Raw genomic sequence first — 14,867 nt, forward strand, 5'->3', positions numbered from 1 at the left:
ATCAGCTGTAAATTTAACCATAGAAAAACTGCACCTCCAATTGTTAGACGGTGTCTAACAATTGGGGTGCAGTTCAATGTAATTGTGAGAGGGTGCTCGTTTTTTGTTATGAAACAGAAAAGAATTACTTCCAACCACTTATAAAGACATTTTGATATTTTCTTCGCTAATCTACTAGTTTGTGTAAACGAGAGAATGTCCATTATGAAAGATTTCAAAATAAAGGTGACTTAACATGCAGCTAAATTATATAGGGAAATAGAAAAACCACTCTTATATGAGTGGTTTCTAATCATTATTTTTAGGCTATACATTTAAAATTAGGCTAAGTTATAGAAATAATAAACATTTTATCCGTGGTTATTATTTTGGTTCTGGATAATGATTGTAGTATGAGATTCTAATAAATTCTTGGTAGATATTTGTTAATTTAGCATCTCTAAGAGCATCGTTGAATTTTTGCATACGTACACTACCTTGAGCGTAGCCTCCACCAGGAGTATAAGGGTTTCTAGCTTCAAAGTCATCCATAAATACTTTTAATTTTTTATAGTCTTGAAATTGATAGAAAGCCGCGGCCTCTTCAGGAGTGACATCAAAGTAAGAGGATGATGTTGAGTTATAAGAAGCTGCTTGAGCACTAGGTACCTCTAGCATAGTTGCAGCTCCACCGAACATAGTAAGCGCCATAGAAGATACAATAATTTTTTTGAACATAATAAAACCTCCATGTAGAATATTTGGATTAATAGTAATGCTGTAATCATTATAGTTACAACGAAAGTGATTATCAAATGCAATGTTGCATAATTAATTCTTTGAATAAGAAGTTCCCCTTATATCTAAATGGAGGAGTGTAATAATGAATTAATAGAGTAAAAGAGGGGTACATATTATTCGGGGTAACAAGAAAATGAAAAGAAAAGGTTATTTTTAATTGGGGAAAGTTAAAAGGAATGATAGTTAACAGCTGAAGTTACCATTATTGGAAATTTAATTTCGTTTATTTGTGTTGAGAAATAAATAGTATAAGTTGTATAAGTTGTATAAGGCGAAATGAAGGAAGATTTCTTATAGATTTTTCGTTTAACAAAGTATGTTAAACCTAGCTCAAAATCATGTAATAGACTACGAAATTATCTTTCCAAAATAAAATATAGTTTGACTGAAAATTAGAGGACATTAATTCATTGAAGTAGTAATTACTGTTTTTCAGGATAGGGGTCTTTTTTTATTTAAGAAAGAGAATATATTTTCTCAACAGGACAAATGGTAATCATCTATAAGTACTACTTATAAGGATAATAGGAAAATAGAAATAAATAATAAAGGAGAATGCGAAATGACAACATTACTATCCAATAGAAATCGAGTTAAAATTAGTGAAGAAGATGTAGATGTATTAAAGGTAATGGCACATCCCGTTCGATTACAAATTGTAAATGAATTAATGCACCATAAAATGTGTAATGTTACACAGTTAACGGAAATATTAAGACTCCCGCAATCCACTGTTTCACAACATCTATCAAAATTAAAGGGAACCGTACTCCGTGCAGAAAGACGAGGATTAGAGATGCATTATTATATTGATAATGCTAAGGCCCGCCAAATTATAGGGATTTTAGGTTTTTAGGTTCATACTACGTAAAAAGTTTCCTCATATAAAATAGGAAACTTTTTTTGTTGAAGAAATTGTACATATTTATAAATAGAATGGAAAGAAGTAAACTAGTAATTTAAATAGTGGCCTCTTTTAAAGATAATTAAATATGCCAAAATATATGATTACAAAGCGAAACTTTTGATGCCTTTTTTTATTTATTAGGTAAAAGCAATTGGGTGGATTTTCTTACAGTAATGGTTGGATAAAATAGAAGATTACTAACTTGAACAAAAGAACTACTAGTTACATATTTAACATACATATTTATCTGGTTAATTGCAGTCGTGTTTTGGAATCTGTATATAGTAAACTCATTTGAAAACTTGAAAAATATTAAAATGTGTAAATTTTATGACTATTTAGTTAAAAATATTTAATATTTGTAATTTTTTGTTTTATAATGATAATCGGGTTGCTCGTGAATGTTTTAGATATTGCGATATATACTCAGATAAATTTATTTTAGGGAGGTTTCAGAATTGAGTAAGAGAGTTATTATAAGAGTTTTTACATTATTATCAGTACTGGCATTATTCTTTAATGTGTTTTTACCAAGGGCTAGTGCAGAAGTTATGACGCATGAAAAATATTCAATGGAATGGAGTTATAGTAATAGTCTAGGTAAGTACATTCGGACTGAATTTATTAAAAATTCAAGCGGTCAAATTGCTTATTGCTTAACTCTTGGATTAAAATCACCAAATGGTGAAGATCTTCCTGAAATGGGGAAAACAGATAATGTAGTATATAAGGTCTTATTAAATGGTTTCCCACAAAAAAGTACTGAACAGCTGGGAGTAGCTAATGAAAATGAAGCGCATTATGCAACTCAGCTTGCGGTCTGGAATGCATTAGGTCAACTTGATGTAAATGAATTAAAACATGAGAATAAAAATGTTGAAAAAGCAGCTAAGGCTATTATTAATAATGCTAATAATAGTGAAGAGACGCAAGATATTTTTATGAATGTGATTCCTGCTGAAAAGCAAAAAGCAGAATTAAAGGGTGAGTTCTTTGAAACGAATCTATACACAGTACAAACAAATGCTAAGAGTGGTTCTTATAAGGTAGTAGCGAAAAATGCCCCTAATGGAGTTAAAATTGTTAGTGAAAATGGTGAAGTGAGAGATCAGCTTTCAGTTGGGGAAAAATTCCGTATCCAAATTCCTAAGAACACAAAAACAGGTGAATTTAATTTAAGTGTTGCTGCTAATTTAACTAAAGTTCAAGCAATTGCTTACCGCGGCACGGATACTGTTCAGAATGCTACAGTATTATTAGAAAGAAATGAAGAAAAACTTAGTAGTGATCTTGCAGTAAATTGGGAAGCAACTGGTTCTTTAAAAATTAAAAAGGTTGGAGAAAATGGGGAAGTTCTAGCTGGTGCAGTATTTGAAGTCTTTAATGCAAATAATGAATCAGTTGGAAAAATCACGACTGGTGCTGATGGTACTGCAGAATTAAATAACCTACAAATTGGTACATATACAGTAAAAGAAATTAAAGCACCAACAGGTTATGTTTCAGGTGATAAACCACAAACTATTGAAGTTAAAACAGGGGAAACAGGAGCTGTTCAAGTAGTAAACAATAAAGTAAAAGGTAACATCGAAATAAAAAAACTTAGTGATTCAGGAAAGATTTTGCCAAATGTTGAATTCACAGTCTTCACTGAAGATGGAAAAGAAGTGAAAAAAGTAGTAACAAAAGAAAATGGAATTGCAAAAGTTGAGGATCTTACGTATGGTAAGTATTATTTCTTAGAGACAAAAACACCTAATGGATATCTTGAAAATAAAACAAAGTATCCTTTTGAAATTAAAGAGCACAATAAAACACTTACTTTTACAGTAGAAAATACCGAAGTAAAAGGTAGTGTAAAATTACTTAAAGTAGATAATGAAGATATCAGCAAAAAATTAGAAGGTGCAGTATTCGAGTTAAAAGATGCAAGTGGGAAAGTTATTGGTGAATATAAGACAGATAAAAAAGGTGAAGTTAACGTCAAAAATTTAGCATATGGTAAATATTCATTTGTAGAAAAGGCTTCTCCAAACGGTTACGTTCTTATTAAAGAACCGATTATGTTCGAAATAAAGGAACATGGGAAAATTATTGAGTTATTAGCAGTTAATCATCTTATCAAAGGTGATCTAGAAATTACAAAAGTTGATGTAGCTGATGGAAACAACAAACTTCCAAATGCAGAGTTTACTATTTATAATGAAGCAGGAAAAGAAGTAGTAAAAGGAAAAACAGACGATAAAGGTATCGCGAAGTTTGAAAAGTTACCATTTGGAAAATACACATATAAAGAAACTGTTGCACCAAAAGGTTATGTATTGAATGAAGAAACGTTCTCTTTTGAGATCAAAGAGAATGGTCAAATCATTAAACATATTGTCAAAGATGAAAAGATTCCTTCAATAAAAACAACAGCTACTGATAAAACAGATGACACAAAAGAAATGCACACGTCTAAGTCTGTAACAATTCAAGATAAAGTGGAATACAAAGATCTACAAATAGGTAAAGAGTACACTGTAAAAGGTAAATTAATGGATAAAGAAACTAATAAACCATTAGTTGTAAATGGAAAAGAAATAACAGCTGAAACTAAGTTTACACCAAAAGAAGCAAATGGTTCTATTACATTAGATTTTACATTTGATGCAACTGGTTTAGAAGAAAAAGAAGTAGTAGTATTCGAAGAGTTACTGAAAAACGGAAAAATTGTTACAACACATGCTGATATCAACGACAAGGGTCAAACAGTTAAGTTCGTTAAGCCTTCAGTAAAAACAACAGCTACAAACAAAGCTGATGGTGGAAAAGAGATTCATGCAAATGATTCTATCACTATCCAAGATAAAGTAGAGTATACTAACTTAGTTGTTGGTAAAGAGTACACTGTAAAAGGTAAATTAATGAACAAAGCTATTAAAGAACCATTATTAATTGATGGTAAAGAAGTAATAGCTGAGACTAAGTTTACTGCAAAAGAAAAGAATGGTTTTGTAACAGTAGAATTTACTTTTGTTGGTGCTGAACAGCAAGGAAGAGAAGTAGTCGTGTTTGAAGACTTATTACATGAAGGTCAAGTAATTGCAACTCATGCAGACATTAACGATGCAGGTCAAACAGTTCGATTTGTAGAGCCTTCAATAAAAACAACAGCTACAAACAAAGCTGATGGTTCTAAAGAATTAGACGCTACAAAATCTGTAACAATCCAAGATAAAGTGGAATACAAAGACTTAATCGTGGGTAAAGAGTACGTTGTAAAAGGTAAACTAATGGATAAAGCAACAAACAAACCATTATTAGTTAAAGGTAAAGAAGTAACAGCAGAATCTAAGTTTACTGCAAAAGAGAAAAATGGTTCTATCACATTAGATTTCACATGTAATGCTTCTGCATTACAAGGTAAAGAAGTAGTAGTATTTGAAGAACTGTATCAAGATAGTGTCTTAGTAGCTATTCACGTTGACATTGAAGATAAGGGACAAACAGTGAAATTCAAAGAGGTAAAACCGGAACAACCTAAACCAGAACAGCCGAATCCAGATAAAAATACTCCAACATCAGAGCAACCTAAAGAGCAAGTAAAAGAACAACCACAACCTAAGAATGAAATTCAATCTAAAATTGGATGGTTACCGCAAACAGGTACTAACCTTACTAGTTGGATCTCTATGGCTGCAGGCGCATTACTGTTAATTGTAGGTGGAGTGATTTTCTTAAAACGTAAAAATGCATAGAAATTAAAAAATAAGCACATCTGTTTTTATAACAAGATGTGCTTATTTTCTTACGTATTTTTGATCTAAAATGAAATTTGTTGCAGGATTAATTAAATTCATTCCTTGTTATGCAAATATATTTCTAGTGGAAATAAATTCTTCATTATTTTGCCCTGGACAGACTTTATAAAAAATGGTTACGTTTCCTAATCATGAAATAATCCTCTCAAATTGCAATCCTACTTTTTGTAAAAGCTTTACTGCATCAACAATATTTGTAGAAGTAATTGCTACAAAAGTTTTTCAAATGAAATTTATAAAAGCTTGATAGGCAATACCAAGAGAAAAGACCGTAGCTACCATATGTGCAGTCCATTTAGGCATATTTAATTTCAATACGGTATTGTACAAGATTCCATATACGATACAATTGCAATGAATTGAAGAACTAACAAAAATAGTGGTTGTTCCATTTATTCTCACTTCCTTTATTTAATATATTAATATAATTAATTTAGAAGTGGAAGTTTTATTTCTATAAAGTTCCAAAAATGTGATGTGAAAGGAATATTGGTAATTACAAGAATTGATACAACTATAATGTAACTCAAAAGATTATTACAAAATCAGTAAAATAATAAAAAGGTCACCATGAGTGGTGACCTTTTTATTACGCGTTATACCCGAATAATTTTAAATCTTCTCCTGAGTCTGAAATTATCTTTTCGAACTGCAATCCTACTTTTTCTAAAAGCTTTCCTGAGGTGATGTTATCTATAGAAGTAATTGCTACAATTCGTTTCAGTCCAAGTTTTTGTACACCGTATTCGATTACCGCAGAAGCAGACTCGTGGCCATATCCTTTTGAACGGAATTTTTCTAAAAAGGCAAAGCCGATATCAATATCTTCTAATGAATCTCTTTTAATAAGACCGCACATACCAAGTGGCGTGAGACCTTCTTTTCTTTCTACTAAGTAAAGGCCAAATCCGAGTTTGTTATACATATCGACTGGTCCGTTTACGATATAATTTTTTGCGTCTTCTAAGTTTTTAACCCCTTTATCACCAATAAACTGAATCCATGCAGGATCGTTTACTAATTCAAGAATAAACGGAGCATCATTTATATCGAGCCAACGAAGAGTGAGTCGTTCAGTTTCAAGAACTATCAATGTATTGCACCACCTTTAAATGTTATAACAATTAGTATGGATTGCGTAATACAAAAGTGCAACATATTTTATTTACGCTCTACTTGTTCACATAAAGTTCGTTTGTTTTGTATAAAAGGATATTTTATAATTAGATTTGATTGTAAAGAGTGAGATACTTATACAATGACTCCTAGGTGACTAGGAGTTTTTACTATATAACTATCATTATTACTAAATATGACACACTACACATTCTACTCAAGGAGGTACATAATGAAAAAATTATATAATGCATCGTTTACGTATTTAATTATCGGTTTATTGTCAGGAATATTTGCTAGGGAGTATGGGAAGTATAAAGGGATTTTAGGCTCTACTTTATTAAACCTTTTACATACACATACACTTGTACTTGGTTTTTTCTTCTTTTTAATTGCTTTAGGATTAGCAAAAGTATTCGCGTTTCATGAAGTGAAAGGATTTAATAAATGGTTTGTTTTACATAACATTGCATTAACTTTAATGTTAGGTTCGCTGGCAGCGAGAGGGCTTCTTCAATTAAATGGAGCGGATTTTAAAGGGCTAACGTATATTGTAGGTTTCTCTCATTCATTGATGGCAGTAACATTAATTTGGTTTATGTTGTTAATAAAGAAGTCATATAAAATGTAGTTTGAAAAGAACTTGTAGCGGGTGCTGCAAGTTCTTTTTTGTATGCTTAAAGTTCAATAATCTTATTTTTCTAATTATTTTGTATAAAAATGGTATACTTATTTTAAAATTAAAAAAGGAGAGTTAGTTATGGAAATAACAATTGAGCATTTAGTAAATGAATTAAAGGATATACTTCCTGAAGATCGAGTAGTAATAAATGAGACAGTAAGAGAGTTACATAGTAAAGATGAATCATATCATGCTAGTAGTTTACCTGATGTAGTTGTTTTTCCAAAAACGACCGAAGAGGTTAGCGGGATAATGAAAGTAGCAAGTGAGCATAAAAAACCTGTCGTTCCATTTGGGGTAGGCTCTAGTTTAGAAGGACATGTAATTCCGTATGAAAAGGGGATCACAATGGATTTTTCTCTTATGAATAAAATACTTGAAATAAGGGAGAAGGATTTTCTTGTGAGAGTACAGCCAGGAGTGACCCGCTCTCAGCTTAATAAAGAATTGAAAAAGTATGGATTGTTTTTTAGTGTAGACCCAGGAGCCGATGCAACGTTAGGTGGAATGGCTGCTACAAATGCAAGCGGAACGACAGCGGTTAAGTATGGCGTAATGCGTGATCAAGTTCGTGATTTAGAAGTGGTTCTAGCTGATGGAGGCGTAATACATACGGGGAATTTAGCAGCGAAGTCATCATCAGGTTATCATTTAAATGGTATTTTCGTAGGTTCAGAAGGGACGCTTGGATGTTTTACGGAATTAACTTTAAAAGTATATGGTATACCAGAGCATGTTATGGCAGCGAGAGCATCGTTTCCAACTATAAATGATGCAGTAGAGGCTGTTATACATATTTTGCAAGCAGGTATTCCAATTGCCAGAATTGAACTTGTTGATGAATTATCTATGAAACAAGTAAATCATTATAATGAAACAAGTTATAGAGAAGAACCTACACTGTTTTTAGAGTTTCATGGCAATGAAGCGGGGCTAAAGCAAGATATTGAATTTACGAAAGAAATCGTTCTTGATCATAAATGTAAAGAAATCGCGTTTGAGACGGAAACTGCGGCGAGAAATAAATTATGGGATGCAAGACATAACTTAGCGTATTCTTACGTGCATAGTTATCCTGGCAAAAAACTAATGAGTACAGATGTATGTGTGCCGATTTCAGAATTAGCTGGTGCGATTCACCATTCGAAAGAGGTATTACATAAAGTAGGTCTTATTGGTGGTATTCTCGGTCATGTTGGAGATGGGAATTTCCATGTACTCTTAATGATTGATACAAAGGATAAAGAAGAAGTGAAGAAGGCAGACGAAATAAACGAAAGTATCGTTCTATATGCTCTTAAACGAGGTGGAACGTGCACGGGAGAACATGGCGTTGGAGTCGGAAAACGAAAGTATCAAGAAGAAGAACATGGGGCGGCATTATTCGTAATGGAGAAAATAAAGAAAGCTCTTGATCCGCAAAATATTTTGAATCCGAATAAGGTGTTTCAGTTAAAGGATAAGGGATGATTGGGTGAAAGTACTAGAAGCGATAAGTAATATAGCTGGAAAGTATTTTGCATTTTAGGTTATTTGTATTGCAGCTATTGCATATTTCATTCCCACGCCATTTCTCGGGTTAACTAGTTACATAACAATTTTACTTGGGGTTGTCATGTTTGGGATGGGGTTAACATTAAAGACTGTTGATTTCAAAATCATCGCTACAAAACCATTGCCAGTTATTATCGGTGTATGTGCTCAGTTTATTATTATGCCACTTGTCGCATACGTACTCGCCTACGTTATGAATCTACCAGCGGAATTAGCAGCTGGATTAGTGTTGTTCGGTTCAGTACCGGGTGGCACCGCATCAAATGTTATGGCTTATTTAGCAAAAGGAAATTTAGCGTTGTCTATTGCAATGACTGCCAGTAAATGCTATGTCTATGTTTCTTTCTATCGTACAAGGCATTATCGTGCCTATCATTTTGGGATGATTAGTGAAGAAGTTTTTTCCTTATACCGTTAATAAAGGAATGACTGTAATACCTTTAATATCGGTTATAGCAATTATCATTATTGTTTCTGCAATTGTTTCAGCAAATGTAAGTAGCATTACTTCTTCAGGTCTTCTTATCTTTGTTGCAGTGATGCTCCATAATGCATTTGGTTTTTTGCTCGGGTATATAACTGCGTTCGTACTTGGATTAGATGAAGGGACTAGAAGAGCCATTTCAATAGGAGTAGGAATGCAAAATGTGCTGTTGCACTCCCAAGTGTATTAGCGGCAGTATGGCATAACATTGCAGGACCAATTTTAGCAATTGTTTGGTCAAAAAATGCAAAGGGGAACTTTATTGATAAAAATTTATCAATAAATATAGGAAAATAAGAGACGCGCATTTCATTTGAAATAGAGGAATGATAAAAAATGCAAAAACGTATTGTACATTTTGAAGGACTGATTGTATTTTTAGCCACGATTTATATGTATTCGATATATGAATTTGGTTGGATTATATTTTTTGTATTCCTTTTAGCGCCGGATTTATCAATGTTAGCATATGGGATCAATAATCACGTTGGTGCTAAAATATATAATGTATGTCACACATATATCATATCCATATTAATTGTTCTAATAGGTGTCTATTTTAAGATAGATACCGTTCTAATGATTGGCTTAATATGGACAGCACATATTGGAATGGATCGAATGTTTGGATATGGATTGAAATATGAGACGGATTTTAAGGATACTCATATTCAGAGGTTATAAGAGATGGGTGTAATGTGGACAAATAATAAATTGAGGAGTTGAATTTCAAACAATTGTTGAGAAATATATATAAATATGGATATAAATAATTGAATTGTGTTACTTTTAGAATAATTAAAGAGAAGGGGGAGGGGTTTCAATGAATATACAAATCACGGGTAATAAATTAATTACCAAGATGCTGAATGATTGGTACCAAAATATCAGAGCCCAACGAGTAAGTGAAGCGAAAAAAATAAAGGAAGAGATTGATAAAAAGCTACATATTATCGAAGAAGATATAAATGTTTTATTTCACTATTATCTTTTAGATTTTCGATATAAAGTGCTAATTGATGGTATAGGTATTTCAAAAAATTCTTTTGATAAAGTGGATTCGTTGCCTAAACCGAACGATGAATTTTTAGAATATTATTATTATTTATTCAAATCCATACATTCTACAATTCTCTCAAATTATAGTGAAGCGAGTAACTATTTTGATAAAGCGGAAGGATTACTAAAGCATATTCCAGATGAAGTTGAACAAGCAGAGTTGAACTACAGAGTTTCTACATTAAAATATCAAATGTATCAAGCATATTCAGCTATTGAATATGCTTCGAAAGCAAGGGATATCTTTGCAAAACATGCAGGGCATGAAATGAATGTAGCACTATGTGAAAATGTTTTGGGATTATCTTTTTCAAAATTAAAACAGCATGAAAGAGCAGAGGAGTATATTGTTTCAGCATTAAATACTTTGCAAAAAAAAGATGCTGAAACACTAGTTTTAAGAATAAGGCATAATTTGGGATTATTGTATGCGAGCCAAAACCTTTCAGTCTTAGCTATTAGGCACTTATCAGAAGTTTCTAAAAAAATGCCGAATCATTATAAAGCTATTTTTATAGAGGCAGGAGAATATTATAAAATAGGAGAAATAGAAAAGGCAAAAGAGTTAATTGAAATTGGATTGGAAGTTTGTAAAGAATTAAAAAATGATGAATATAGGTATCATTTTTTAATTCTAAAGGAATTTTGTCAATGTTTAAAAGCAGAAAACGTAGAAAAAATTATACTTGAAAGTTTTGCTTACTTTGAAAGAGAAAATTTAACCGAATATATCTGCGAATATGCTGAAAAGCTGGCAATAGAGTTTCATAAAGAAGGCAATATAGAACAGGCTGAAAAGTATTTTTATAAGGCTTATGAAATGAGAAAAAGAATATTTGACAAAGGAGCGTTGAAATAATGAAAAAAATCGGATTAACTATTATGGGATTAGCGGTTGCTGGTGTTGTATCTTTAAGTATTGGCGGTATTTTAGCTGAATCTAAACAAGAGGCACATGAAAATTTTTCGATATTAAACCTTGATACAAAACAATATGCTGCTCATGGAGATACGCCTGCACCTGCAAAACCAGATTTTTTAGTAGTAGAACATGTATAAATATAGAGTGAAGTATTTTTGATTTGAAGTCGGCATTTTTAGTTGATTTTAAAAGTGGACATTAAATAAGTTAACTTAAAAGGTGTTTTCAATATTGAAACCACCTTTTAAGTTTGTTGTTAACAGTAAATATAATTAGAAATGTTCTTTTAATTGCAATCAAGTCCCACAAAAAGTACGATAAGGACGATTCGTAGGCACGGGTGGAACACAGTATTCTTCTTGCTCTGCAGAATAAGCATAAGGATTTGATAAAGCTTCAAGAAGTTTCTCCATTACGCTATAATCTCCATCTGTAACAGCTGCTTCTAATGCTTCTTCTACACGGTGGTTCCTTGGGATGATCGACGGGTTATTATTTTTCATCATCTCATAGGCGTTCTCTTTTGATTCTTCTTGTTTTTCTAATCGAGATTGCCATAGTCCGTACCATTCTTTAAATTCTGGACTTTCGAATAGAGGGGTATTTTCTAACGTATCGAGAGTTAAAGAACGGAAGGTATTTGTATAATCCGCTTTATATTTCTCCATCATTTTTAAAAGTTGCTCAATAAGTGATTGATCTTGTTCCTCGTTGCTAAATAGTCCTAATTTCTTTTTCATTCCAAGGAACCAATTGTTTTCATACTGTACGCTAAATTTTGAAATTTCGTCTTGTGCAATCTTTAATGCTGTTTCTTCATCTTCATGTAGGATAGGTATTAAAGATTCAGCTAAACGAGCGAGATCCCAAGCAGCCATATATGGTTGGTTTCCATATGCATAACGGCCTTGTGTGTCAATAGAGCTAAATACGGTTCCTTGGTCGTAATTGTCCATAAATGCACAAGGACCGTAATCAATCGTTTCCCCACTAATCGTTATATTGTCAGTGTTCATTACACCATGGATAAATCCAACAAGTTGCCATTTAGCGATAAGACTTGCTTGTCTTTTAATGACTTCTTGTAGTAATGCAGTATATGGATTTTTATGAGATTCAATTTCTGGATAATGCCTTTTGATCGTATAGTCAGCTAGTGATTGAAGATCCTCGGTAGAACCACGAGCGGCAGCATATTGAAATGTGCCAACACGTATATGGCTACTAGCAACCCTAGTTAAAATTGCTCCGGGTAACTTTGTTTCACGATATGTTGGTTCGCCAGTTGAGACAACTGCTAAACTTCGAGTAGTCGGAATATCAAGTGCATACATTGCTTCGCTAATAATATACTCACGTAGCATCGGACCGAGTGCAGCACGACCATCACCGCGGCGTGAATACGGAGTAGGGCCAGAACCTTTCAGTTGAATGTCAAAACGTTTACCGGAAGGAGTAATTTGTTCGCCAATTAAAAGGGCACGGCCGTCGCCTAACATATTAAAATGTCCGAATTGATGACCGGCATACGCTTGAGCTAATGGATGAGCTCCTTCAGGGAGTGCATTACCAGCGAAAATAGCAATTTCAACTTCTTTTTTCAATTCTTCAGGATTAAAGCCGAGAGATATTGCTAGTGAATGATTTAGTTTAACTAGCTCCGGTGAACTTACGGGAGTAGGGGGGATTTCTGTATAAAATGATTGTGGTAAAGTCGTATAACTATTATCTAAATTCCAACCAGCTTCATTATTTTTAGTCATTTTATCTCCTCCTCTTTTGTAATTAGGATATGTATTTGTACGTATGTATTCTTTGTAAAGTTAACTAAAAGTATAATATAATATTTCCCCTTGCAATCTATTGTAAGGACTTCATTGCACAATGTCTATTTAACAGCAAATTTAAAACCTCCATTTTAAGAAAATGGAGGTTTTATTATTATTTCATTTTTACAATTATTTTTCCTTTTGCTCTTCCAGACTCTGAATATTCCATTGCTTTTTGAGCATCTTCAAAAGGGAAAACTCGATCGATTACAGGTTTGATTTGTCCAGCTTCAATATAGTTTGCAATAGTACGTAATTGATCCCCGCTTGGCTTCATAAATAAAAATGAATATTGAGCATTATGCTTTTTTTCAAGTGCGGTAAGTTTTTTGCTGGCTAATGAAAATAAGAGAGTTTTAAAGAATCCTGAACCAAATTCTTTACCGAAGCGAGCATTCGGCATGCCTGAAACGGAAACAATGTTTCCTCCGCTTTTTATAATATTGAATGATTTTTCAAGTGTTGCACCGCCTATTGTATCAAATACCGCATCATAATTTTTTAGTATATCTTCAAATTTCTCTGTTTTATAATTAATAATTTCATCTGCGCCAAGAGATGTTACTAAATTCGCACCAGCTTCACTAGCAGTCGTTGTAACAGTGGCACCCATTATTTTTGCTAACTGAATAGCAAAAGTACCAACACCACCGGATCCAGCGTGAATTAAAATCTTTTGTCCTTTTTGTAATTGCATGATGTCATGTAATGCTTGATATGATGTTAAGCCAACGAGTGGAATCGAAGCAGCTTCCTCAAAACTTAAATTATTAGGTTTTAAAGCTATATCATCTTCATGAATGGCTATATACTCCGCGAAAGTACCAATCTTATTTTTTCTTGGGCGTGCATATATTTCATCACCGACTTTAAAGTTAGTCACTTTTGCCCCAATCTTTACGATGACACCGGAAAAGTCATTACCAAGTATTAGGGGCATTTCATATTTCAGTAACATTTTTACTTTTCCGTCGCGTATTTTAAAATCAATTGGATTAATGCTAGCTGCATGAATTTCTGCGAGCACTTCATACTCATTTATTTCAGGAGTAGGTACCTCTGTCATACGCATTGGGACTTTTCCATATCTATCAATTATCATTGCTTTCATTTCTTATACCTCCAAATACCGTATCTTTATTTCAATAAAAGTTGTGCAACAGCTTTTCAATATCTAACACAAGATTTTTTAATAAACCTAATTTTGTACGTATATCAATATAATAAAAGTTTTTTGTGCCTTCTTTTCGCATTAAAATAATACCAGCTTCTCGTAAAATCTTAAGGTGATGTGATACTGCTGGGCGGGAAAGGTGTGTTTGCTTCGTAATTTCTCCTACACGTAATCCGGTTTGACATTCCGTTTCCATGAGAACTAACAAAATAGCTTGCCTTGTTTCATCGCCAATTGCCAATAATACTTTTTGAGAATCAATAAAATCTTTTTTTATAACATTTAATTGTTCTTGTTTATTCATTTCAATCACTTTGCCTCCAATAAATTAGTCGAAAGGTTTAAGATGATGAACCATTGCATCGATACGATAATGCTACATGATTGTTGTATGAGCTGCAATATTGGGAAAGAAAATCGAGACGAATGAATTTTTTATTGTTGAAAATTATAGAGGGATAGAAAAGGGATTGGAAGGATTACATAACTCAATAGATGAAGTTTTAAAAATGAAAAATGATTTAACAATAAAGTAAGCGATCGCAACCTTATATAAT

The 14,867-nt window shown here is 32.8% G+C and carries 14 protein-coding genes; 9 read left to right on the forward strand and 5 right to left on the reverse strand.

The annotated features are described in order from the left end of the window. Positions 1–363: 363 nt before the first annotated feature. Entirely contained in the window at positions 364–717 is a 354-nt protein-coding gene (locus JDS98_RS20235) for a hypothetical protein (protein ID WP_098911811.1), read from the reverse strand. A 625-nt stretch (positions 718–1,342) separates the two neighbouring features. Between JDS98_RS20235 and JDS98_RS20240 the strand changes: the two genes are divergently transcribed. Next, positions 1,343–1,636 carry an ArsR/SmtB family transcription factor gene (locus JDS98_RS20240; RefSeq protein WP_000209595.1) on the forward strand — a complete coding sequence of 98 codons (294 nt, stop codon included), beginning with the start codon at positions 1,343–1,345 and terminating at the stop codon, positions 1,634–1,636. Positions 1,637–2,145: 509 nt separating this feature from the next. Further along, positions 2,146–5,427: a VaFE repeat-containing surface-anchored protein gene (locus JDS98_RS20245; protein ID WP_199634255.1), complete on the forward strand. Its 3,282-nt coding sequence runs from the start codon at positions 2,146–2,148 to the stop codon at positions 5,425–5,427. Between the two features lie 652 nt (positions 5,428–6,079). On the opposite strand, the gene JDS98_RS20250 is transcribed toward JDS98_RS20245, so the two are convergent. Further along, entirely contained in the window at positions 6,080–6,583 is a 504-nt protein-coding gene (locus JDS98_RS20250) for a GNAT family N-acetyltransferase (RefSeq protein WP_199634256.1), read from the reverse strand. Between the two features lie 255 nt (positions 6,584–6,838). On the opposite strand from JDS98_RS20250, the gene JDS98_RS20255 reads away from it, so the two are divergent. The 7 genes from JDS98_RS20255 to JDS98_RS20280 all read left to right on the forward strand — a co-directional run bounded on the left by JDS98_RS20255 (position 6,839) and on the right by JDS98_RS20280 (position 11,444). Beyond that, a complete protein-coding gene (locus JDS98_RS20255; protein ID WP_000737892.1) occupies positions 6,839–7,237 on the forward strand; it encodes a DUF2871 family protein in 399 nt (132 codons plus the stop codon). 129 nt (positions 7,238–7,366) lie between these two features. Beyond that, positions 7,367–8,758, forward strand: coding sequence for an FAD-binding oxidoreductase (locus JDS98_RS20260; protein ID WP_199634257.1), 1,392 nt, complete (start codon positions 7,367–7,369; stop codon positions 8,756–8,758). A gap of 127 nt (positions 8,759–8,885) precedes the next feature. Beyond that, entirely contained in the window at positions 8,886–9,260 is a 375-nt protein-coding gene (locus JDS98_RS30495) for a bile acid:sodium symporter family protein (RefSeq protein WP_307838290.1), read from the forward strand. Then, positions 9,232–9,516, forward strand: coding sequence for a hypothetical protein (locus tag JDS98_RS30500; protein WP_274605747.1), 285 nt, complete (start codon positions 9,232–9,234; stop codon positions 9,514–9,516). Before JDS98_RS30495 ends, JDS98_RS30500 begins: the two co-directional genes overlap by 29 nt. A 146-nt stretch (positions 9,517–9,662) precedes the next feature. Further along, a complete protein-coding gene (locus JDS98_RS20270) occupies positions 9,663–10,010 on the forward strand; it encodes a DUF4260 domain-containing protein (RefSeq protein ID WP_001172035.1) in 348 nt (115 codons plus the stop codon). A gap of 139 nt (positions 10,011–10,149) precedes the next feature. Continuing rightward, positions 10,150–11,244 (forward strand): response regulator aspartate phosphatase, encoded by a 1,095-nt coding sequence (locus JDS98_RS20275; protein WP_001025510.1) that lies wholly within the window; start codon positions 10,150–10,152, stop codon positions 11,242–11,244. Further along, positions 11,244–11,444: a hypothetical protein gene (locus JDS98_RS20280; RefSeq protein ID WP_199634258.1), complete on the forward strand. Its 201-nt coding sequence runs from the start codon at positions 11,244–11,246 to the stop codon at positions 11,442–11,444. Before JDS98_RS20275 ends, JDS98_RS20280 begins: the two co-directional genes overlap by 1 nt. A 159-nt stretch (positions 11,445–11,603) precedes the next feature. Here the strand turns inward: JDS98_RS20280 and JDS98_RS20285 are convergent, their stop codons facing one another. The 3 genes from JDS98_RS20285 to JDS98_RS20295 all read right to left on the reverse strand — a co-directional run bounded on the left by JDS98_RS20285 (position 11,604) and on the right by JDS98_RS20295 (position 14,623). Beyond that, on the reverse strand, positions 11,604–13,070 hold the full coding sequence (locus tag JDS98_RS20285; RefSeq protein WP_098911818.1) for a protein adenylyltransferase SelO: 1,467 nt from the start codon (positions 13,068–13,070) through the stop codon (positions 11,604–11,606). A 178-nt stretch (positions 13,071–13,248) separates the two neighbouring features. Beyond that, positions 13,249–14,247 (reverse strand): NADP-dependent oxidoreductase, encoded by a 999-nt coding sequence (locus tag JDS98_RS20290; protein WP_098226846.1) that lies wholly within the window; start codon positions 14,245–14,247, stop codon positions 13,249–13,251. Between the two features lie 31 nt (positions 14,248–14,278). After that, positions 14,279–14,623 carry an ArsR/SmtB family transcription factor gene (locus tag JDS98_RS20295; RefSeq protein ID WP_000571879.1) on the reverse strand — a complete coding sequence of 115 codons (345 nt, stop codon included), beginning with the start codon at positions 14,621–14,623 and terminating at the stop codon, positions 14,279–14,281. Positions 14,624–14,867: the final 244 nt, after the last annotated feature.

Source organism: Bacillus cereus group sp. N11, from assembly GCF_016483605.1.
Classification (GTDB): Bacteria; Bacillota; Bacilli; order Bacillales; family Bacillaceae_G; genus Bacillus_A; species Bacillus_A toyonensis.